The organism is Pseudomonas sp. BC42 (assembly GCF_021560055.1).
Lineage (GTDB): Bacteria > Pseudomonadota > Gammaproteobacteria > Pseudomonadales > Pseudomonadaceae > Aquipseudomonas.
This window is the reverse complement of the sequence record NZ_CP091067.1, coordinates 6252515-6272672: the sequence shown is the minus strand read 5'-3', so window position 1 is coordinate 6272672 and position 20158 is coordinate 6252515. Positions and strand designations below refer to the sequence as shown.

At 61.0% G+C, this 20158-nt stretch carries 17 protein-coding genes and 1 riboswitch; of the genes, 11 read left to right on the top strand and 6 right to left on the bottom strand.

Features of this window, described 5'->3' with window-relative positions; genetic code table 11:
• The first annotated feature begins 8 nt into the window (after positions 1 to 8).
• The 3 genes from L1O02_RS28400 (at position 9) to L1O02_RS28390 (ending at position 3686) form a co-directional block, all read left to right on the top strand.
• Positions 9 to 1412 (top strand): PIG-L family deacetylase, encoded by a 1404-nt coding sequence (locus tag L1O02_RS28400; RefSeq protein ID WP_108545936.1) that lies wholly within the window; start codon positions 9 to 11, stop codon positions 1410 to 1412.
• 85 nt (positions 1413 to 1497) lie between these two features.
• Positions 1498 to 2454, top strand: a complete 957-nt coding sequence (locus tag L1O02_RS28395) for a glycosyltransferase (RefSeq protein WP_060842301.1) — start codon at positions 1498 to 1500, stop codon at positions 2452 to 2454.
• A 137-nt stretch (positions 2455 to 2591) separates the two neighbouring features.
• Positions 2592 to 3686 (top strand): glycosyltransferase, encoded by a 1095-nt coding sequence (locus L1O02_RS28390; protein WP_108545937.1) that lies wholly within the window; start codon positions 2592 to 2594, stop codon positions 3684 to 3686.
• On the opposite strand, the gene L1O02_RS28385 is transcribed toward L1O02_RS28390, so the two are convergent.
• Positions 3675 to 4241, bottom strand: coding sequence for a lipopolysaccharide kinase InaA family protein (locus L1O02_RS28385; protein ID WP_173664399.1), 567 nt, complete (start codon positions 4239 to 4241; stop codon positions 3675 to 3677). The two genes, L1O02_RS28390 and L1O02_RS28385, sit on opposite strands and share 12 nt — an antisense overlap.
• A gap of 146 nt (positions 4242 to 4387) precedes the next feature.
• Between L1O02_RS28385 and L1O02_RS28380 the strand changes: the two genes are divergently transcribed.
• The 5 genes from L1O02_RS28380 (at position 4388) to hldE (ending at position 10391) form a co-directional block, all read left to right on the top strand.
• Positions 4388 to 5560, top strand: coding sequence for an O-antigen ligase family protein (locus L1O02_RS28380; RefSeq protein ID WP_108546014.1), 1173 nt, complete (start codon positions 4388 to 4390; stop codon positions 5558 to 5560).
• A 15-nt stretch (positions 5561 to 5575) separates the two neighbouring features.
• On the top strand, positions 5576 to 7384 hold the full coding sequence (msbA, locus tag L1O02_RS28375; RefSeq protein ID WP_108545938.1) for a lipid A export permease/ATP-binding protein MsbA: 1809 nt from the start codon (positions 5576 to 5578) through the stop codon (positions 7382 to 7384).
• Positions 7385 to 7536: 152 nt separating this feature from the next.
• Positions 7537 to 8241 (top strand): sulfotransferase family 2 domain-containing protein, encoded by a 705-nt coding sequence (locus L1O02_RS28370; RefSeq protein WP_060842305.1) that lies wholly within the window; start codon positions 7537 to 7539, stop codon positions 8239 to 8241.
• Positions 8234 to 8854, top strand: a complete 621-nt coding sequence (cysC, locus tag L1O02_RS28365) for an adenylyl-sulfate kinase (RefSeq protein WP_108545939.1) — start codon at positions 8234 to 8236, stop codon at positions 8852 to 8854. The genes L1O02_RS28370 and cysC overlap by 8 nt, the downstream gene beginning before the upstream one ends.
• A gap of 103 nt (positions 8855 to 8957) precedes the next feature.
• The gene (hldE, locus tag L1O02_RS28360) at positions 8958 to 10391 is read left to right on the top strand and encodes a bifunctional D-glycero-beta-D-manno-heptose-7-phosphate kinase/D-glycero-beta-D-manno-heptose 1-phosphate adenylyltransferase HldE (protein WP_016968290.1); all 1434 of its coding nucleotides are present in this window, start codon (positions 8958 to 8960) and stop codon (positions 10389 to 10391) included.
• Between the two features lie 47 nt (positions 10392 to 10438).
• On the opposite strand, the gene L1O02_RS28355 is transcribed toward hldE, so the two are convergent.
• From L1O02_RS28355 to L1O02_RS28340, 4 genes are all read right to left on the bottom strand, one after another.
• Positions 10439 to 11410, bottom strand: coding sequence for a metal ABC transporter ATPase (locus L1O02_RS28355; protein ID WP_108545940.1), 972 nt, complete (start codon positions 11408 to 11410; stop codon positions 10439 to 10441).
• A gap of 62 nt (positions 11411 to 11472) precedes the next feature.
• The gene (locus L1O02_RS28350; RefSeq protein ID WP_108545941.1) at positions 11473 to 12294 is read right to left on the bottom strand and encodes an aldo/keto reductase; all 822 of its coding nucleotides are present in this window, start codon (positions 12292 to 12294) and stop codon (positions 11473 to 11475) included.
• The gene (locus tag L1O02_RS28345; protein ID WP_060842309.1) at positions 12291 to 13466 is read right to left on the bottom strand and encodes an FAD-dependent oxidoreductase; all 1176 of its coding nucleotides are present in this window, start codon (positions 13464 to 13466) and stop codon (positions 12291 to 12293) included. The genes L1O02_RS28350 and L1O02_RS28345 overlap by 4 nt, the downstream gene beginning before the upstream one ends.
• A 110-nt stretch (positions 13467 to 13576) precedes the next feature.
• A complete protein-coding gene (locus tag L1O02_RS28340) occupies positions 13577 to 13909 on the bottom strand; it encodes a multidrug efflux SMR transporter (RefSeq protein WP_011058907.1) in 333 nt (110 codons plus the stop codon).
• 110 nt (positions 13910 to 14019) lie between these two features.
• Between L1O02_RS28340 and L1O02_RS28335 the strand changes: the two genes are divergently transcribed.
• Together L1O02_RS28335 and waaA are read left to right on the top strand one after the other, a co-directional pair.
• The gene (locus L1O02_RS28335) at positions 14020 to 14904 is read left to right on the top strand and encodes a LysR family transcriptional regulator (RefSeq protein WP_181321634.1); all 885 of its coding nucleotides are present in this window, start codon (positions 14020 to 14022) and stop codon (positions 14902 to 14904) included.
• A 22-nt stretch (positions 14905 to 14926) separates the two neighbouring features.
• Positions 14927 to 16207 (top strand): lipid IV(A) 3-deoxy-D-manno-octulosonic acid transferase, encoded by a 1281-nt coding sequence (gene waaA, locus L1O02_RS28330; protein ID WP_108545943.1) that lies wholly within the window; start codon positions 14927 to 14929, stop codon positions 16205 to 16207.
• A gap of 98 nt (positions 16208 to 16305) precedes the next feature.
• Here the strand turns inward: waaA and L1O02_RS28325 are convergent, their stop codons facing one another.
• Positions 16306 to 17736 carry a TolC family outer membrane protein gene (locus tag L1O02_RS28325; protein WP_060837240.1) on the bottom strand — a complete coding sequence of 477 codons (1431 nt, stop codon included), beginning with the start codon at positions 17734 to 17736 and terminating at the stop codon, positions 16306 to 16308.
• Between the two features lie 196 nt (positions 17737 to 17932).
• Positions 17933 to 18037, top strand: a riboswitch (TPP riboswitch).
• Between the two features lie 163 nt (positions 18038 to 18200).
• On the opposite strand from L1O02_RS28325, the gene thiC reads away from it, so the two are divergent.
• The gene (gene thiC, locus L1O02_RS28320; RefSeq protein ID WP_060837241.1) at positions 18201 to 20090 is read left to right on the top strand and encodes a phosphomethylpyrimidine synthase ThiC; all 1890 of its coding nucleotides are present in this window, start codon (positions 18201 to 18203) and stop codon (positions 20088 to 20090) included.
• Positions 20091 to 20158: the final 68 nt, after the last annotated feature.

The following is a 20158-nucleotide window of genomic DNA, read 5'->3' as shown; positions in this document are numbered from 1 at the left end:
GTCCGTCCATGAGTCGCAAGCAGCAATTGCTCAAGCGCCACCGGCGCAACAAACGAATCGTCCTGTTGGCGGGTCTGGTCCTGTTGCTGCTGGTGGGGGGGCTGGTGGCCTGGTGGTTGCCGCTGCTGTTGGCGGTGCTTGGCTGGCTGGCTCATGAGGCCTGGTTTGCCGATCACCTGTTCTACTCGCCCAAGGATGACTACTGCTACGACTTCGGTCATGAAGCCCGGCAGGTCGCGGTGCGTCTGGAGGCGGGGCGTTTGTTGCTGGATCCGGCGCCAGAGTTGGGCGCGGATGAAACCCTGATTCTCGGAGTGCAGGTCAAGAGCTCCTGGATCGGGCGATTTCTCGACCCGGCCATTGAGGTGCTGGGTGGTCCGAGCGCTGATCGCCAGGCGTTCGAGCGCGGGGTCAATGGCCTGCGCTATCTCAACCTCAGTGGCCTGGCCGGTCCCCTGGTTCGCGGCGAGCTGCAACTGCGCGGGCGCTTCTGCCGGATTCAGGTCCAGCCTCGGTTGCTGGCTTGGCGCGACCCCGACTACCGGCGTCAGCGGGTGATGGTGATCGCACCCCATGCCGATGATGCCGAACTGGCAGCCTTCGGCTTGTACAGTCAGGCTGACGAAGCCTGGATCGTGACCCTGACGGCGGGTGAAATCGAGGCCGAACATTATCAGGCCATGGGCATGAGCCCGGTCGAGGCGGCGCGTATCAAGGGCCGCTTGCGGGCCTGGGACAGTATCGCCGTGCCTCGCTGGGCCGGCGTGCCCGAGGCTCACTGCGTGCAATTGGGGTATTTCTGCCTGCAACTGCCGGCCATGCAGGCCGATCCGCAGCAGCCGGTAGCCTCGCGTGAGGCGCAGTTGAGCGATATCCGCCTGTTCCGTCAGTTCAATCCGTTCCCCTTGCCTGCTGACCGGGACGGCCTGCCGACCTGGGACAACCTGCTGGCGGATCTGCGGGCGCTGTTGCTCAAGGCCCGGCCTGAAGTGATAGTGCTGCCGCACCCGTCATTGGACCCGCATCCCGACCATATCTGCGCCCAGGCGGCGGTGATGCAGGCCTTGCAAGGATTGGACTGGCAACCGCACAGCGTGCTCGGGTACGCCAACCATCTGCATGACAACGACCGCTGGCCCATGGGCGATTCTGGAGCCGGCGTCGCCTTGCCACCGCTCTTCGATGCGACGGCCGCCTTGCGTCCGTGGTGCCTGTCGCTGTCCCAGGCCGAGCAGTTTGACAAGGCGATGGCGCTGGGGATGATGCATGATTTGCAGCCATCAGCGCCCTTCAAACGACGTGTCCGACGATACCTGCAGCGTTGGTTGGCCGGCCGTTCAGGGTCGACTTACGGTGAAAACGAGTTTTTCCGCAAGGCGGTTCGCAGGCATGAGTTGTTCTGGCGTTTGTGAGTTGTTGCTTTAAAACTGCCTTGTGCCAAGACAACAGGGCAATGTCGATTTTTTTCTCGGACTGCTCAGCGTCGAAAGGAAGATGATGAAGGTTTTATTTCTGGTGCAGAAAGAACAGCGAGCCATCCTGGATCGTTTGTACGAAGGCGTCGCCGAGAATTGTGAATGCGATGTGCGCTGGCTGAGCAGCGACGAGCAACGCAACTTGCGTCGTTACTTCCGGCGGGAGGTCGATGTTTCCCGTTATGACCGCATCATCTTCTTCCTGCGCTTCAAGCAGGAGATACGCCAGGTCGGGTTCATTCGCACCGTGCCCAACTTGGTGATTCTCGAGCACGATGCTTATCAGAATTACATTCCCTGCAAGTACACGGGCAAGTTCAGTGCCCATTACCGCCGCTTGCCTTGGGCGCGGGTGATCAGTTCAGGGCATATGGTGACCGAGCGCTTGCGCGAGGAAGGTTTCGACGCGGTGTTCGTACCCAAGGGTTACGATCAGGCGCTTTTGCAGGAGCAAGGGCGTGAGCGTGATATCGAACTGGCCTTTGTCGGCAGTACCAACAGTGTTGCCTATAGCGGCCGCAAGGCATTGCTGGATGAGCTGGCGCGGGTTGAACCTTTGGTGGTCACGCGAACCAAGTCAGGCGAAGAGTACTGCGCGACCCTCAATCGGATTCGTTTTTTCGTCAGTGCCGACGTGGGTATGGGCGAGTACATGATCAAGAACTTTGAAGCGATGGCTTGTGGCTGTGTTTTGCTGGCCTTCGATCAAGGGGCTGCCGAGAATGAGGCCTTGGGTTTCAAAGACATGGTCAACGTCGTGTTTTACAAGGACATCCCTCAGTTGCAGGAGAAGTTGGTCCACTTGCGCATGAATCCGTTACTGGCGGCAGATATTGCTCGTAATGGACAGGAACTTGCGGTCAAACAGTTCAGTTTTGCCCAGATTGGCCGGCGTATCGTAGATGCGCTCCAACCGCCCTTGAGAGCGCGTGCTCCCTTGAGTCTGGTGGAAAGATTGCGGTTGCGATTGGGTGTTTGATATCGACTTGTCGGGAATGTTTAGTGGCTTTTTGATATCGTCCGCGTCGGGTTCAGTTATTTGATCAAAGGTCGACCAGGCATCACTGAATTGCACATGGCGGGCTTGCGAAACCACGTATCAAGGTCATTTTTTCAATGAGCATTCTTAACATCATGTGGGCCGGCGGCTCTGCCTTTGCTTCGGTGCAGAAGGTACATCAACAGATACTTTCTCGCGTTGAGGGCTGTGCATCGATCAACACCTGGCTGCTTCAAGGAAGTGCGGGCGTTGGCGATCTGGGCAACCACGTTGTCGAGTGGAATCTTTCTTCTGACCAGCTCAAGGAGCGGCGCATCTGGAAGTTGCTGGCTCCCTGGATGCGCATGCGTTTTAAAAAGGCCCTGCCGAAAGACGTGGAAGTGGTGCTTCTGGATGGTATCGGTGTTGCGCGAGCGTTACTGCCAGTACTCAGGGCTGTGCCAGGGGTGCGTGCTGTGGTCATTTTTCATGGCACCACTCGCCTGCGCGGGAGCGATCTCAAACTGTTTGAGAGGTTCTCGGACTCTGAGCTGACGCTGGTTGCTGTGTCGAACACTCTCGCCCAATCCCTTGAATGTGACACGCGCCGGCCTGTTGCAGTCTTGCGCAGCGCCTACGACCCGGTCGCTTTTCGTGCCGGGTCGCTGTCTCGTGAGCAGGCTCGAGCTCGCTTGGGAGTGCCATTGGAAGCCTCGCCGGTGCTGGGTGCGGTAGGCCGCTTGGTGAGTGGCAAGGGCTTTGCCTGTCTGCTGGAGGCCTTTGCTGCCGCGTCGGTACATCGACCCGATGCGCGCTTGGTCATTGTCGGCGAGGGCCCCGAGCGGCTCTCGTTTGAAGCCGGAATCGAGCGTTTGGGCTTGAGTGGCAAAGTTTTTCTCCCAGGTCATCTGCCAGAGGCCGCAACGCTTTATCGAGCGTTTGACTGGGTAGCCATTCCATCGCTGGACGAGGGGCTGGGCTTGATCTTGCAAGAGGCGGTGATCTCGGGAGTTCCGGTGCTCACCAGTGAGCTTGCGGTATTCCGGGAGCAGTTGGCTGAGGCCGGCTGGTATGCGCCGCCGGACGATGCCGGTGCCTGGAGCAACCTCATGGAGCGCGCATTTTCAGCGTCTGCCGAGGTGATCCTTGACGGTCAGTCGCGAGCGCTGGCGCCGGAGCGGGCCTGGACAGATTTCACTGAAACCTCGCGGCGGCTGTTTTCATGCCGGTAACAGCGCTTGTTCCAGTGCCTGCATTGGAAAGCGTTCGTTCAGCTCTTCGCGCGCAATATAGCGTGCAAAGTGCTGCAAGTTGCGCTTGATCAGCCTGGGAGGCAGCGGCGCCCGCAAGAAACGCATATCGGCTACATCGATCAGCCCCATTTCATTGTCGGGCGTGATCACGATATTGCCCAAGTGTAATGAGCGGAAGTAGATGCCGGCCGTGTGCAATCGACGAATCAGGGCCACCAGCGGCTCGAGGTTCTGTTGCCAGTCAAAGTCTTTCTGGCTGGCCATTTGACGCAGTGTCTGCCCAGGTAATGGTCGATAAAGCACCGCGGTCATGCCGGGGGCACTTAGTTCGAAGAACTTGAGTACGGTCAAGGTGGGGATTCCACGCTTGCGCAACTCCGCCGCGTTGTCGATGAAGCGTTTGGAGTAGGGGTGAAACAACGCTGAAGAAAAAAGGCGTTTGCGGCGAAACAGTTTGAGGATGTCTCCGTCTGCCAGCAGGTAGACTTTAGGACCATAGCTGTCGGCTTCCAATATTCTGGCGCCTTCAGTCATTGAAGTTAGAGCGGCTTGGGAAAGCCTTGAACATTGCATCGTCGGAGCCTTCTCGGAGTCGCGGGCACAGTGGTCGGTAATGATGCCGAAAGTTTTGGGTTTTAACCATGCCGGTCAGGGTGGTTGGCCGTGATGAGGGGGAAGGAATGCAAGCAAATCGTTGGGCGCAGGGATGGATGGTCTGTGGACTGTTATGGTTTTTACTGGCTATTGCATTTGCGCCGACCAACAAGATCTATCAGCAGGGCCTGGTGCTCTTTCTCTGGTTGCCGGCCCTGGTTTTTGCCTGGCCTGCCCGTGATCGGCTCAAGGAAGTCTGGCGTTCGCAAACTTGGATCTGCCTGATGATCCTGTTGTTGGCGGTGTGGGGCGGGATCAGTTTGCTCTGGACCAACGTAGAAGATCCTTCCCGTGAGGCCAAGCGCCTGCTTTACATCGGCGTCTTCCTGCTGTTCTTCCCGGTGTTTGCCAATGCTCGACCCGAGCGGGTCATTCGAGTCATGCAGTGGGGAGGTTTCGGACTGGCATTGTCGTCGCTGATTGCAGTGATCAAATTCTATGGCATTGAAGGAAATGCCTGGTATGCCCGTCTTGAGGGGTTAGGCCAGCTGTCTCATCCGATTCTTGGTGCTTACGTCATTGGTTTGGCTGCGGTGTGGATGCTGCACTGGGTGCCTCGCGGCCGTTGGATGCAGGTGGCTTGGTTGTTGGCAATGGGGCTGCTCGCACTCTTTGTGGTGCTGAGCCAAAGCAGAGGCGCCGCTCTGGCACTGCTTCTGAGCATCGTGGCTATGCCTATCTGGTGTCGTGACCGGCGCAGTACGTTGATCGCGGCAGCGGCGGTTGTCACCGCGTTGGCGGTGTTCTGGGCAATGGAGTCTCTGGTCTTGTCTCGTGGCGTTTCCTATCGTCCTCAGATTTTCATGGCGGCCTTGCACATGATTGCTGAGCGGCCATGGGGCGGCTTGGGATTGGGCGGCGATTACAAGGTCTTTGCCGATAACCTCTATTTCGATCACTCTCACAATCTGTTCACCCATGTGACCATCGAACTCGGTCTGCCGGGCCTGCTGCTTTGGTGTGGGCTGTGGTTCGGAGTGCTATGGCAAGCGTGGAAGGCGCGTGATACCCAATATGGCAAGGGCATCATCGGGATATGGGTGTTCTCATTTCTGGCGATGCAGTTCGATGCCGCAAGCCTCACAGGCACACCTCGCGCCGAGTGGTTCATCTCCTGGTTTCCAATTGCCTTGGCCAGCGTTTTGGTCTGGGCTCGGGCCAAGCCCGAGGCTTGTGATAAAATTCGCCGTTCTACCTAACCAGTGAGCCCGATGATGAGTGACGCACCGCCCAAAGCGGAACAGGATTCCAGCCTGAAAATCTATTTCCGGCTGCTGGGCTATGTACGGCCGTACCTTGGCATGTTTCTGTTGAGTATCGTGGGCTTCGTGATCTTTGCGTCTACCCAGCCGATGCTCGCGGGAATCCTCAAATACTTCGTTGATGGCTTGAGCAATCCCGATGTGGTGTTCTTCCCCAATGTGCCGTATCTGAGAGACCTGAAGCTGCTGATGGCTGTTCCGCTGCTGATCGTCCTGATCGCCGCGTGGCAAGGTTTGGGGTCGTTTCTGGGCAACTACTACCTGGCCAAGGTTTCCTTGGGGTTGGTCCACGACCTGCGTGTCGAACTGTTCAACAAGCTTTTAGTCCTGCCCAATCGCTATTTTGATACTCATAGTTCTGGGCACCTGATTTCCCGTATCACTTTCAATGTGACTATGGTTACGGGGGCGGCCACCGACGCGATCAAAGTGGTCATTCGCGAAGGCCTGACAGTGGTCTTTCTATTTGTTTATCTGTTGTGGATGAACTGGAAGCTGACGCTGGTGATGCTGGCGATCCTGCCAGTGATTGCCCTGATGGTCGGCAGTACCAGCAAGAAATTTCGCAAGCAGAGCAAAAAGATCCAGGTCGCCATGGGAGATGTGACCCATGTTGCTTCGGAAGCGATCCAGGGGTATCGAGTGGTGCGCAGTTTCGGTGGTGAAGGCTATGAGCAGCGGCGCTTTGCCGCGGCTAGCCAGAGCAATACCGAAAAACAGCTGCGCATGACCAAGACTGGTGCTGTATACACCCCCATGTTGCAACTGGTGATTTACTCCGCCATGGCTGCATTGATGTTCCTGGTGTTGTTCTTGCGGGGCGATGCAACAGCCGGTGATCTGGTGGCCTATATCACTGCCGCTGGTTTGCTGCCTAAACCGATTCGGCAGTTGTCGGAAGTCAGCTCAACGATTCAAAAGGGCGTTGCTGGTGCCGAAAGTATCTTCGAGCAACTGGACGTTGAGCCTGAAGTCGATAGCGGAACGGTCGAACGAGATCGTATCAGTGGTCGCCTTGAAGTACGCAACTTGAGCTTCACGTATCCGGAGACCGGGCGTGAGGTTCTCAAGAACATTACCTTCAGTGCCGAGCCAGGGCAGATGATTGCCTTGGTTGGGCGCTCTGGTAGTGGTAAGTCGACATTGGCCAGCCTGATTCCGCGTTTTTACCATCATGAAACCGGAGAAATACTGCTCGACGACGTGGAGGTCGAAGACTACCGGCTGCGTAACTTGCGCCGACACGTGGCTCAGGTCACGCAGCATGTGACGTTGTTCAACGATACCGTTGCCAACAACATTGCATACGGTGACCTGGCCGGTGCGCCGCGTGCGGATATCGAGAAGGCTGCCCAAGATGCCTATGCGATGGACTTCATTGCTGAACTGCCCCATGGCCTGGATACCGAAGTCGGAGAGAACGGCGTGCTCCTTTCGGGTGGCCAGCGTCAACGCTTGGCGATCGCCCGGGCGTTGCTGAAGAATGCACCGTTGCTGATTCTGGATGAGGCGACATCAGCACTGGATACCGAGTCGGAGCGGCATATTCAGGCGGCGTTGGACAAGGTCATGAAAGGGCGTACCACCCTGGTTATCGCTCACCGGTTGTCCACTATCGAGAAGGCTGACCTGATTCTGGTGATGGACCACGGCGAAATTGTCGAGCGTGGTACTCACCTCGAGTTGCTGGCCATGGGTGGCTACTACTCGCGGCTGCACGCCATGGGGCTGGACGCGCCGTCTGAGGCCGATATCGTCTGATATTCCCGGGCGCGCAATGCGCCCGGGCATTTGTATCAATACCCTTACAGGGTTGACCAAAGCTAAATAATTCCTTCTCCAGCGTTTGTTATGTTGACCCTCTCGATTCGAATGATGAACGAGAGGGCTAACCTTCTTGCGTGGATAATCGGATGTTGCAACGTCTGTTGTGGAAACTGCTTCCTAAGAATCAAAGGGCTTTTTTGCTGGGGCGATTGTCAGTGGTTGACCGGCAGGCTGTGAACAAGTCTCTGTCTGCGAACATTGCGCTTCCAAAAAGTTTTGTGACGCATAAGTGTGTGTTCATTCATGTACCCAAATGTGGTGGCAGTAGCCTGTGCTCTGCGTTTTTAGATGGTCGGTGGCCAGGGCATTTACCGTATTACTGGTATCAGCAGCAGTTCCCCGAACACTGCGCGGGTAGTTTCAAGTTCGCTTTTGTCCGCGATCCCTTGGAGCGGGCTTACTCGGCGTACGCTTACTTGCGGGGCAATAACATGGGGCGGCGTGACCGGGAGGCTCAGGCCTTGGTGACCAGCTACCGAGACTTCGACGATTTCGTTGCGCAGTGGTTGCACCCGGACAACCTGCGTCGTCAGCTCCACTTTGCGCCTCAGACAGACTTTCTTGTTGATCAGATGGGGCGGATGTCCATGGATTTTCTAGGCCGGCACGAGCATATTGAGCGAGATTTTCGCCATCTGTGTAAGCGACTCGGAGTGGACACATTATTGCCACATCTGAATGTTTCCCTTGACCGTCGAAATGAGCCGGTCAGGGAGTTTTGCTCCTTGCGTACGCGGCGCTTGGTCAGGCGTGCTTATCAGCGTGATTATGAGGTCCTGGGTTATGAGTGACTCTTCAGTCTTTCCGGCCTCTACTGGGGTTGCTCCCGCTATCCGTCCCTTTTCCCTATCGTTGTCAGTGGATGCCCGCTCTGCGTTAAAGCAACAGCAGCCTTGTTGTCTGTGGCTGACGGGGCTGTCGGGCGCTGGAAAGTCCACGCTGGCCAACGCGTTGGAGATCAAGCTCAATGAGCTGGGTCGCCATACATTTGTGCTGGACGGTGACAACCTGCGCACCGGTTTATGCAGCGATCTGGGGATGGGAATCGAGGCGCGCAAAGAGAATGTTCGTCGTATTGGCGAGGTGGCGCGCTTGATGGTCGACGCCGGATTGATTGTGATCGTCTCGGCTATTTCGCCTTTCAGTGCTGGTCGGGCGATTGCCAGGTCGTTGTTTGGTCCTGGGCAGTTTTTCGAGGTCTATGTCAGCACGCCGTTTGATGTGTGCGCCCGACGTGATCCCAAGGGCCTGTATCAAGCTGCTCTGCAAGGAGCAATCAAGGATTTCACCGGGCTGGACAGTCCTTACGAAGCGCCAGAGCGCGCAGATTGCGAGGTCAATACCGATGAAATCGAATTGTCCGATGCGGTGCAGTTTGTTTTGAGTCGGGTGTTCAAAAAGTGAGCAGATAATGTGCGTGATACATCCCGCGTAAAGCTCTCAAACGAGACGGCGCCAACCCTGTGTTAATATCGCGCCCCTGTTCATTTTGTATGTGGGATGCTCCATGAAGTTGTCCATGCCGCGATTCGATCAAGCCCCTGTCTTGGTGGTCGGCGATGTCATGCTCGACCGTTACTGGCATGGTGGTACCTCACGGATTTCCCCTGAGGCACCGGTGCCGGTGGTCAAGGTCGAGCAAATCGAGGACCGCCCGGGTGGTGCCGCTAACGTTGCCCTGAACATCGCCGCTCTCGGCGCTCCGGCGTCTCTGGTGGGGGTGACCGGTGACGATGAGGCTGCCGACAGTCTGGCCAACAGCTTGAAAGGCGCGGGCGTACGGGCGCTGTTCCAGCGCATTGCTCACCAGCCGACCATCGTCAAGCTGCGGGTCATGAGCCGTCACCAGCAGTTGCTGCGTATCGATTTCGAAGAGCCGTTCGCCACTGACGCCCTGGCCCTGGCGGCCGAGGTCGACGCCCTGCTCGACGGGATCAAGGTGCTGGTGCTGTCCGACTACGGCAAGGGCGCGTTGCGTAACCATCAGGTACTGATCGCAGCGGCGCGGGCGCGGGGCATTCCGGTGCTGGCCGATCCCAAGGGCAAGGATTTTTCCATCTATCGCGGCGCCAGCCTGATCACGCCGAATCTCAGCGAGTTCGAAACCATCGTCGGCGGCTGTGCCGATGAGCACGAGCTGGTGAGCAAGGGCGCCAAGCTGATGCACGATCTGGAGTTGGGTGCGCTGCTGGTGACCCGTGGCGAGCATGGCATGACCCTGTTGCGTCCGGAGCACCCGCCCCTGCACCTGCCGGCCCGTGCCCGTGAAGTATTCGATGTCACCGGTGCCGGGGATACGGTGATCTCTACCCTGGCCGCTGCCATTGCTGCCGGTGAAGAGTTGCCCCATGCCGTGGGCCTGGCCAATCTGGCGGCGGGCATCGTGGTCGGCAAGCTGGGGACTGCCGCCATCAGCGCGCCGGAATTGCGCCGGGCGATCCAGCGCGAGGAAGGTTCCGAGCGTGGGGTCCTGAGCCTCGACCAGCTGCTGCTGGCGATTGACGACGCCCGGGCGCACAACGAGAAGATTGTGTTCACCAATGGCTGCTTCGACATTCTCCATGCCGGCCACGTGACCTACCTGGAACAGGCTCGGGCCCAGGGTGACCGGCTGATCGTGGCGATCAACGACGATGCCTCGGTCAGTCGCCTCAAGGGGCCCGGCCGGCCGATCAACAGTGTCGACCGACGCATGGCGGTGCTGGCGGGATTGGGCGCCGTGGACTGGGTGATCAGTTTCCCTGAAGGCACTCCGGAAAACCTGTTGACCCAGGTACGGCCGGATGTGCTGGTCAAGGGCGGCGACTATGGCATCGATCAGGTGGTGGGCGCAGATATCGTCACCGCTTATGGCGGCACGGTGAAGGTGCTGGGGCTGGTCGAGAACAGCTCGACCACCGCCATCGTCGAGAAGATCCGCAAGACCGACAAGGCCGAGTAACGGCTGCAGTGAAAAAAGGCGCCTGCTCCAGGCGCCTTTTTTTTGCCTCAGCCCTGGCGCCTGGCCTTGGCCGGAACCATCTTGCGCAGGATCTGCCGTGCCTTGCCGGTCAGGCGTGAGAGTTTCGAGTCCTTCTCCGGTTCACTCAGGCCTCGTTGCCTGAGCCAGTCCTTCCAGCGAATCCGCTCGTCGCGCACCACCCAGCCTTCCTGCTGGGCGAAGCTTTCTGCCAGGTACAGGCCACGGGTGCTCGCCGGGTGCAACTGGTCCTTCATCAGGGTGTAGAGCTCGGCGCAAGGTTCGCCGTTCTCCAGGGGCATCAGGTACAGGTCCGGGCGCTTGCGGTCCAGGCGGGCCACCAGTTGATCACCTTCCAGGCGTTCATCGACGTGGAACAGGCTCAGGGACTTGGCTTCCCGGGGCACCTCCAGGCGCAGGTCGTAGATCAGCTGCAGCGATGCCGTGGGCAGGTGGACATAGGCCTGGGGACGCTCGAGCAATTGCAGGTTGGCGCAACGCACCGGCCGCGCCGCGCCGGACAGCGGCGTCAGGCGAAAGGGCAGGGCTTCGCGGTAGTGCAGGGCCCCGGCATAGGGGGCGGGGAGCCAGGTGTCGTTGAAGCGTCCGCCGAGCCAGCCTTCCGGGGTTTCCAGCAGGCATTCCTCGGCAATTTCCTGGATGGCGGTGAGCAGCGGCAGGTTCAGCTCATGGGCCGGCACGTAGCCGGAGATCAGCTTGAGCACCACGTCGCCGCGATCCTGGCGGCGCTGGCGCACCAGTACCCAGTAATCGCGGTTCTGCCAATGCAGGGTCAGGCGCACCGAGACCCCGAGGTTGGCCAACTCCAGAGCGAAACGCTGGTTATCGGCCACGGTCACCGGGCGTCGGCGCTGCAGGGTCTGGGCGAAGTTCAGCGGCATGCCCACGCTCTGGTAGCACAGGCCTTCGGGAGTCGCTTCGACGAACAGGGGCAGGGTCTTGAAGTTGCTGGGGTTCTTTCTAATCAGCGGTCGCGACATCTCGGCTCCTTCTTGCGTCGGGGTCGGCCGCGTCGGCGGCATCAGTTTTGGCCCAGGGCCTGTCACCCAGCGGGAACAGCCCCTAGAACCTGTGCCACAGTCGTCACGTTATGGGCCAGGTGCAGCGGATTGATGGTCCCGACAATAGCACTGGCCACACCGGGCCGGTCAAACAGCAATTCGAAGCTGGCCCGCACCGGATCGGTGCCCGGGCTCAGGCACACGTGGCCGCTGGCCAGGGCCTTTTTCACCAGGATGCCCTTGTGCTGGGCGGCGGCATAATCAATGACCGCCCGCTCGGCCTGTTCGTTCAGATTGTAGGTAACCATGGCGCAATCGCCTTGCTCCAAGGCCTTCAAACCGCCGTCCACGGTCTTGCCGGAGAAGCCGAAGCCGCGGATCTTGCCCTCCTGCTTGAGCTGCGCCAGGGTCTGGTAGACCTCGCACTGCTCGAGGATCGCCAGGTCGTTGCCGTCGGAATGCACCAGCACCAGGTCGATGAAGTCGGTTTCCAGGCGTTGCAGGCTGCGTTCCACGGACAGTCGAGTGTGGGCGGCGCTGAAGTCGTGGCGGGACACGCCGTCGGCAAACTCTTCGCCGACCTTGCTGACGATCACCCATTCCTGGCGCTGGCCCCGCAGCAGCGGGCCCAGGCGTTCCTCACTGCGGCCGTAGGCCGGAGCGGTGTCGATCAGGTTGATGCCCAGGTCGCGGGTCAGCTTGAGCAGCATGCGCGCTTCCTGGTCGTCCGGGATCTGGAAGCCGTTGGGGTATTTCACGCCCTGGTCACGGCCCAGCTTGACCGTGCCCAGGCCCAGGGGGGAAACCATCAGCCCGGTGCTGCCGAAGGGGCGATGCAGGTCGTGCAGGGTTGGCTGGCTCATGGCAGCAGTTGCTCCCAGGCCGTTTGCGCCAGGGGTGGCTTGGGCAGGTCGGGGAGGGCCGGGCTGGGGCCAGGGCGAATGCCATCGCGCTCCAGGGCCGCCAGGACTCGGTCAGCAAAGTCCGGCGCCAGGGCCAGTTTGGTCGGCCAGCCCACCAGCAGGCGGTCTTGTCCGGCGAGGAAGGCGTTGTCCGGGCGGGTCAGGCCTGATTGTGCCGGTTCTGCCCGTTCCACTCGCAAGGTGGCCCATTGCGCCTGGCTCAGGTCGACCCAGGGCAGCAGCTGTCCCAGTTCCTTTTGGGCCGCAGCGATCTGCGCCGCCGGCTCCCGGGCCACGCCGTCGGCTTCGGCGAGATCGCCCCCCAGGTACCAGACCCACTGGCCGTCGGCGGCCGGATGGGTGGTGACGGTGATCCGCGGCTTGGGGCCGCCGCCCAGGCAATGGGCGTACAGCGGTTTCAGGCTGGGTCCCTTGACCAGCACCATGTGCAGCGGGCGTCGCTGCATGGCCGGCTGGCTCAGGCCGAGCGCCTGGAGCAGCTCGGCATTGCCGGCACCGGCGCTGAGGACGATGCGCTGCGCGCGAATTTCCCGTTCGTCGATCCGCAGGCCCACCAGTTGGCCGCTCTCGCGCAGTGGCTCGATCTTCTGGCCGGCCAGCAGGCTGTCGCCGCCCAGGTCCGCCAGACGCTGGATGACGCTGGGCACGTCCACCACCAGCTCGGCCAGCCGATAGACCTTGCCCTTGAAGCGCTTGTCCTGCAGCGCTGGAGGCAGTTGCTCGCCCTTGACCTGGTCGACCCGGCCACGCACGGCCTTGCTGGCAAAGAAGCTGGTGAGGTTGCCGGCCAGGGTGCCGGGGGACCAGAGATAGTGGGACTCGGAGAGCAGGCGCACGCCGGACAGGTCCAGCTCGCCGGTACCGGCCAGGGCCTCGCGCCAGCGCCGGGGCATGTCGGCGATGGCTTCCGAGGCGCCGGTGAGGGCACCGTGCAGGGCGTACTTGGCGCCGCCGTGAATAATCCCCTGGGACTTCACGCTCTGTCCGCCACCGAGGCTGGCGCTTTCCACCAGTACAGTGGAAAAGCCCTGGCGCCGCAGGCGGGCGTTGAGCCAGAGACCGGCGACGCCTGCGCCGACAATCAGCACATCGGTGGAAATAGCGGATGGCATGCAGCGACCTCGGTAAACAAAACGAAGGCGCAAGTTTCAAGCCTCAAGCCTCAAGCTGCAAGCATGGCACTCACTCTTGCCGCTTGAAGCTTGTCGCTTGAGGCTGCTTTTTAATGCCCGGCGGTTTTCGAGAACAACTGGATCACCACCACGCCGAGGACGATCAGCGCCATGCCCAGCATCGCCGGGATATCCAGCTTCTGGCCGTACAGGAACAGCGCGGCAATGCTGACCATGACGATGCCCATGCCGGCCCATACCGCATAGGCCACGCCCACCGGGACGGTGCGCACCACCAGGGTCAGCATCCAGAAGGCCACGCCGTAGCCGACGATGATCAGCGCCAGGGGCAACGGTGTGCTCAGGCCCTTGACCGCTTTCATTGAAACAGTGGCAATCACTTCCGCGCAGATGGCGATGGCCAGGTAGTAGTAAGCGTTCATGGGAGGGTTCCTCGTGTTTGGGACTGCTTTCTGAGGTCGGCATTCTAGAGACTGTCCAGATGGGGTAAAGTCATTACCTATCTGTTATGGAGATAGGTTGCGCTATGAACATGCAATGGAACCTGGAGCAGTTGCGGCTGTTCGTCAGTGTCGCCGAGCTGCGTTCGTTTTCCGCGGTGGCCCGCCAGCAACGCAAGGCGCAATCGGCCATCAGCAGCGCCATCGCTCTGCTGGAGGAGGACCTGGGGGTCAGCCTGTTCGAGCGCAGCAGCGGGCGCCAGCCCAAGCTCAGCGAAGCCGGCAGTGCCTTGTTGCAGGAGGCGCGGGAGATTCTGCGCCAGTGCGATCGCCTCAATGGCCGGGCCCTGGCCTTGATGCGGGGCCAGGAGGCGCGGTTGCGCCTGGCCCAGGATGAGGCGATGCCTTACCAGCCGGTGCTCGACAGCCTGGAAGCCCTGGCCGAGCGTTTTCCCAGCCTGGAGGTGCAACTGGCCAGCGGCGCCCAGGGCGATGTGGCGCGCAAACTGGTGGAGCGCCGGGCCGACCTGGGCTTGCTGTTCCACCATGAGCAGATGCCCGAAACCCTGGAGCGTCAGGCCCTGGGCAGCGTTGAAATGGTCACGGTGTGTGCCGTGGGGCATCCCCTGGCCCATGAAAAACGGGTCAATCGCCAGCTCCTGGCCCGGCACCGGCAGTTGCTGATCGCCCCGCAACTCAGTGGTTACCCCGGTGGTGAGCAAGTCAGCCCCCAGGTCTGGCGGGCGGACAGTTTCTACGTGATGGCCGAATGGCTGATGCGTGGCCTTGGCTGGGCCTGGTTGCCGCGGCATGTGGTGCAGTACCCGACCTATCAGCATCAGATGGTGGAGCTGGTCAGCGAATGGACGCCGCCGGCGCTGGTGGTGGAGCTAGCCTGGCGCCGCGACGAGCCCCTGGGGCCGGCCGCGTGCTGGCTGGCGGAACGTTTTGCCGTGCACCTGAAGGCGATCGGCTAAAAAACCGATAAACTCCGCCGCCATGAATAGAACTCTCTATACCGCACTGTTTTACCTGGGGCTGCCATTGGTAGCGATTCGCCTGTGGCTGCGTTCGCGCAAGGCCCCGGCTTATGCCAAGCGCATTGGCGAACGCTTCTCTCTGGGCTTGCCGGTGATGCAGACCGGCGGTATCTGGGTGCATGCGGTGTCCGTGGGCGAGAGCATTGCTGCGGCGCCAATGATCCGGGCCCTGTTGGCCCGTCATCCGCAACTGCCGATTACCGTGACCTGCATGACCCCCACCGGCTCCGAGCGCATTCAGGCGCTGTTCGCCCATGAGCCGCGCATCCAGCATTGCTACCTGCCTTACGATCTGCCTTGCGCTGCTGCGCGCTTTCTCGATCGGGTGCAGCCCAAGCTGGCGGTGATCATGGAAACCGAACTGTGGCCCAACCACATCGACCAGTGCGCTCGGCGCGGGATTCCGGTGGCCTTGGCCAATGCCCGATTGTCCGCGCGTTCGGCCAAGGGTTATGGGCGCTTTGCCGCTCTGACGGCGCCGATGCTGGCGCAGATGAGCCTGTTCGCGGTGCAGACCGAGACCGAGGCCCAGCGTTTCCGGGAGCTGGGTGCGCGCCCCGAGACGGTGGAAGTGACAGGCTCGATCAAGTTCGACCTGAGCATCGATCCGCAACTGCTGGTGCGTGCCCGTGAGCTGCGCCAGCAGTGGCAGGCCATGGACCGCCCGGTATGGATCGCCGCCAGTACCCACGAAGGTGAAGACGCCGTGGTGCTCGACGCCCATCGACAACTGCTGGCCAGTTACCCGAATGCCTTGCTGATTCTGGTGCCACGGCACCCGGAACGCTTCAACTCGGTGTACGAGCTGTGTCGGCAACAGGGTTTCACGACCATTCGCCGCTCCGCCGGGGAGCCGGTGGACGCCACCACCTCGGTGTTGCTGGGGGACACCATGGGCGAGTTGCTGTTCCTCTATGCCCTGGCCGACAGCGCCTTTGTCGGTGGCAGCCTGGTGGCCAACGGCGGGCACAATCTGCTGGAGCCGGCGGCGCTGGCCAAGCCGGTGATCAGCGGGCCGCACCTGTTCAACTTCCTGGAAATCGCCGCGATGCTGCGCGAGGCCGGAGCCCTGCAGGAGGTGGATGACGCCGAGGGGCTGGCGGTGGCGGTGCAGCGCCTGTTCGAGTTGCCCCGGGATGCGCAGAAGATGGCCGAGGCCGGGCTCAAGGTGCTCAAGGCCAACCAGGGGGCCTTGCAGCGGTTATTGGATGGCCTTGATCGTCTCTTGAACAGGCACTGATCGTCCGTCTGTAGCCGCTGCCGCAGGCTGCGTTCGGCTGCGTAGCGGCCGCAAAAAAAGGCCACCCGCAAAGGTGGCCTTTTTCATGGCTCCAGGCTTCAGGGACGAGCCTTGAGCTGCTCCTGTGCGGCCTTGGCCAGGTCCGGCGGCAGGAAGTCGCGGTCCGGGTTGTAGTCGGCCTTGAGGTAGCGCGACAGGTCCTGCAGGTCGCCGGGGTTGAGGGTGCCGGCGGCCTGTTTCAGGCGCAGGTTGTCGAGTATGTAGTCGTAGCGGCTGTTGTTGTAGTTGCGCACCGAGGTGTACAGCTGACGTTGGGCATCCAGCACGTCGACGATGTTGCGCGTGCCCACCTGGTAGCCGATTTCCGTGGCTTCCACGGCGCTTTGGTTGGAGATGATCGACTGGCGTCGGGCCTGGACCTGTTCGACATCGGTGTTCACCGCGCGATGCAGGTTGCGGGTGTTCTCCACCACCTGGCGACGCAGGGATTCGCGCTGCTGCTCGGTCTGGCTCAGGCGCGAGTAGGACTCGCGGACCTGGGAGCTGGTCAGGCCGCCGCTGTAGATCGGGATGTTCAGTTGCAGGCCGATGGAGCGCTGCTCGACATCGCTGCCGTAGCGCGTCAACGGGTTGGGGTTGCTGAAGCCCAGGGCGTCGTTATCGCCTTTCTTGTACTGCGCCACGGCGTCCAGGGTCGGGGCGTGCCCGGCCTTGCGCTGCTTGAGGGTTTCCTCGGCGGCGCTGACCGCGTAGTTGCTGGCCAGCAGGTTGAGGTTCTGCCGGGCGGCGGTGTCGACCCAGGCCTTGGCGTCGTTGGGCGTCGGTGCCAGCACCGGCAGGGTGTGGACAATGCCCTGGATCGAGTTGTACTCGCGGTTGGTCAGGGTGATCAGCGCTTCGAAAGCGTCATCCACCTGACGCTGGGCGAGGATCCGGTTGGCCCGGGCGGTGTCGTAGCTGGCCTGGGCCTGCAGGACGTCGGTCTTGTCCGACAGACCCACGTCGAAGCGTTCGTTGGACTGGTCCAGTTGACGCTTGAAGGCGGCCTCCTCGGCCTTGGTCGAGGCCAGGTTGTCCTGGGCGCGCAACACCGCGAAGTAGTTTTCCGCGCTTTGCAGGATCAGGTTCTGTTCGGTGGCCGAGAGCTGCAGCGAGGCCTGCTCGTTGATGTCCTTGGCGGCCTGTAGCTGGAACCAGCGGTCGGCGCGGAACAGCGGCTGGGCCAGGGTCGCCTGGTAGACGTTGCCGCTGCGGGTCGAGGCCATGGATGGCTCATCGAACTTGGTGCGGGTGTTGTTGATGTCCGCCCCCGCCGAGAGGTTGGGTAGCAGCCCGGCGCGGGCCTGGGGCACCACTTCCTTCTGGGCGCCGTACTGGGCGCGGGCAGCGGCCAGATCGGCGTTGTTGTCCACCGCTTCCTGGTAGACGCTGACCAGATCGGTCTTGGTGGTCAAAGGCGCTTCTGCTGCCCATGCCATTCCATTGGACGCACAAGACACGGCAACAGCCAGTGAGAGTTTGCGCAGCATTCGGCGATCCCTAGAGTTGATATTACGGAGATAATCCAGGCGCCAAGGCTAAGGCGCGGTCCATGGAGCGTCAAGGTTCGACATAGGGCTGGGAGTGTAGAGCTGCTGACCTATGGCAACAATCCTGCAATTACGCCATTCATCCTGCTTATTGCACCGGTGTTGGCGTTCTGTCCCGGCTTTGTCTAGACTGGCGCGGTTCTTGTCGGGGTGCCTTGCTATGAGGCTGAGATCGGATAATCCGGATCCCGTTGAACCTGATCAGGTTAGCGCCTGCGTAGGGAACAAGATTTCTCGTCACCCGGCGAGTCCTCTTGTGCTTCGTCCGGGATGTTGTTCGACAATCGAACACCCCTCGAGTACCAAGCACTGCACTCACTAGTTGCTTAGACAGGGTGCGTCCGTCCGTTACAGGTTCGCTCCGACAACAATCCACTGCCTGGATGCTGTCTGGAGAGCCCGTGATGACGACAAAACTAAAAAACGCTAGCAACCTCAGTGAGTCGGCCCAAGTCGACCAACAATCGGTTCAGCCCTTTACCCGCTCGCAAAAAATCTATGTCCAGGGTTCGCGCCCGGACATCCGCGTGCCCATGCGCGAAATTACCCTGGACGTGACCCCCACCGATTTCGGTGGCGAGATCAACGCCCCGGTGACCGTGTACGACACCTCCGGCCCCTACACCGACCCGAACGTGGTGATCGATGTGCGCAAGGGCCTGGGCGATGTGCGTTCGGCGTGGATCGAAGACCGTGGCGACACCGAGCGCCTGCCCGGCCTGAGCTCCAACTTCGGCCAGCAGCGCCTGGCGGACCCGGAACTGACCCAGCTGCGCTTCGCCCATGTCAACAACCCGCGCCGGGCCAAGGCCGGGGCCAACGTCAGCCAGATGCACTACGCGCGCAAAGGCATCATCACCGCCGAGATGGAATACGTCGCCATCCGCGAAAACATGAAGTTGCAGGAGGCCCGCGCCGCCGGCCTGCTGAACCAGCAACACGCCGGCCACAGCTTCGGCGCCAGCATCCCCAAGGAAATCACCCCCGAGTTCGTGCGCGAGGAAATCGCCCGTGGTCGCGCGATCATTCCGGCCAACATCAACCACGTCGAACTGGAACCAATGATCATCGGCCGCAACTTCCTGGTGAAGATCAACGGCAACATCGGCAACAGCGCCCTGGGTTCCTCCATCGAGGAAGAAGTGGCGAAACTGACCTGGGGCATTCGCTGGGGCTCGGACACAGTGATGGACCTGTCCACCGGCAAGCACATCCATGAAACCCGCGAGTGGATCATCCGCAACTCGCCGGTGCCGATCGGCACCGTGCCGATCTACCAGGCCCTGGAAAAGGTCAACGGCGTGGCCGAGGACCTGACCTGGGAGCTGTTCCGCGACACCCTGATCGAACAGGCCGAACAGGGCGTGGACTACTTCACCATCCACGCCGGGGTGCTGCTGCGCTATGTGCCGCTGACCGCCAAGCGGGTCACCGGCATCGTGTCCCGTGGCGGTTCGATCATGGCCAAGTGGTGCCTGGCGCACCACAAGGAGAACTTCCTCTACACCCACTTCGACGAAATCTGCGAAATCATGAAGGCCTACGACGTCAGCTTCTCCCTGGGAGATGGCCTGCGTCCGGGTTCGATTGCCGACGCCAACGACGAAGCCCAGTTCGGCGAGCTGGAAACCCTCGGCGAGCTGACCAAGATCGCCTGGAAGCATGACGTGCAGTGCATGATCGAAGGCCCGGGCCACGTCCCGATGCAGTTGATCAAGGAAAACATGGACAAGCAGCTGGAGTGCTGCGACGAGGCGCCGTTCTACACCCTCGGCCCGCTGACCACCGACATCGCTCCAGGTTACGACCACATCACCAGTGGCATCGGTGCGGCGATGATCGGCTGGTTCGGTTGCGCCATGCTCTGCTACGTCACGCCCAAGGAGCACCTGGGCCTGCCGAACAAGGATGACGTGAAGACCGGGATCATCACCTACAAGATCGCCGCCCACGCCGCCGACCTGGCCAAAGGTCACCCCGGCGCGCAGATCCGCGACAACGCCTTGTCCAAGGCGCGTTTCGAATTCCGCTGGGAAGACCAGTTCAACCTGGGCCTGGACCCGGATACCGCCCGTTCGTACCACGACGAAACCCTGCCCAAGGACTCGGCCAAGGTGGCGCATTTCTGCTCCATGTGCGGGCCGAAGTTCTGCTCGATGAAAATCACCCAGGAAGTTCGCGAGTACGCGGCCAACCAGCGTATCGACGCGGTGGACGTGGACGTCGCCAAGGGCCTGGCGGAGCAGGCCGAGCGCTTCAAGCAGGAAGGCAGCCAGCTGTACAAGAAGGTCTAAGCCACGAGCTGCAAGCCGCAAGTGGAAAGCAAAGGGCGACGTGCTTTTTCTTGACGCTTGAGGCTTGC

What these genes read in the sequence shown, in the direction of transcription:
- L1O02_RS28400 (WP_108545936.1), top strand. Translation starts at nt 9, where the DNA reads ATGAGTCGCAAGCAGCAATTGCTCAAGCGCCACCGGCGCAACAAACGA.
- L1O02_RS28395 (WP_060842301.1), top strand. Translation starts at nt 1,498, where the DNA reads ATGAAGGTTTTATTTCTGGTGCAGAAAGAACAGCGAGCCATCCTGGAT.
- L1O02_RS28390 (WP_108545937.1), top strand. Translation starts at nt 2,592, where the DNA reads ATGAGCATTCTTAACATCATGTGGGCCGGCGGCTCTGCCTTTGCTTCG.
- L1O02_RS28385 (WP_173664399.1), bottom strand. Translation starts at nt 4,241, where the DNA reads ATGACTGAAGGCGCCAGAATATTGGAAGCCGACAGCTATGGTCCTAAA.
- L1O02_RS28380 (WP_108546014.1), top strand. Translation starts at nt 4,388, where the DNA reads ATGCAAGCAAATCGTTGGGCGCAGGGATGGATGGTCTGTGGACTGTTA.
- msbA (WP_108545938.1), top strand. Translation starts at nt 5,576, where the DNA reads ATGAGTGACGCACCGCCCAAAGCGGAACAGGATTCCAGCCTGAAAATC.
- L1O02_RS28370 (WP_060842305.1), top strand. Translation starts at nt 7,537, where the DNA reads ATGTTGCAACGTCTGTTGTGGAAACTGCTTCCTAAGAATCAAAGGGCT.
- cysC (WP_108545939.1), top strand. Translation starts at nt 8,234, where the DNA reads ATGAGTGACTCTTCAGTCTTTCCGGCCTCTACTGGGGTTGCTCCCGCT.
- hldE (WP_016968290.1), top strand. Translation starts at nt 8,958, where the DNA reads ATGAAGTTGTCCATGCCGCGATTCGATCAAGCCCCTGTCTTGGTGGTC.
- L1O02_RS28355 (WP_108545940.1), bottom strand. Translation starts at nt 11,410, where the DNA reads ATGTCGCGACCGCTGATTAGAAAGAACCCCAGCAACTTCAAGACCCTG.
- L1O02_RS28350 (WP_108545941.1), bottom strand. Translation starts at nt 12,294, where the DNA reads ATGAGCCAGCCAACCCTGCACGACCTGCATCGCCCCTTCGGCAGCACC.
- L1O02_RS28345 (WP_060842309.1), bottom strand. Translation starts at nt 13,466, where the DNA reads ATGCCATCCGCTATTTCCACCGATGTGCTGATTGTCGGCGCAGGCGTC.
- L1O02_RS28340 (WP_011058907.1), bottom strand. Translation starts at nt 13,909, where the DNA reads ATGAACGCTTACTACTACCTGGCCATCGCCATCTGCGCGGAAGTGATT.
- L1O02_RS28335 (WP_181321634.1), top strand. Translation starts at nt 14,020, where the DNA reads ATGCAATGGAACCTGGAGCAGTTGCGGCTGTTCGTCAGTGTCGCCGAG.
- waaA (WP_108545943.1), top strand. Translation starts at nt 14,927, where the DNA reads ATGAATAGAACTCTCTATACCGCACTGTTTTACCTGGGGCTGCCATTG.
- L1O02_RS28325 (WP_060837240.1), bottom strand. Translation starts at nt 17,736, where the DNA reads ATGCTGCGCAAACTCTCACTGGCTGTTGCCGTGTCTTGTGCGTCCAAT.
- thiC (WP_060837241.1), top strand. Translation starts at nt 18,201, where the DNA reads ATGACGACAAAACTAAAAAACGCTAGCAACCTCAGTGAGTCGGCCCAA.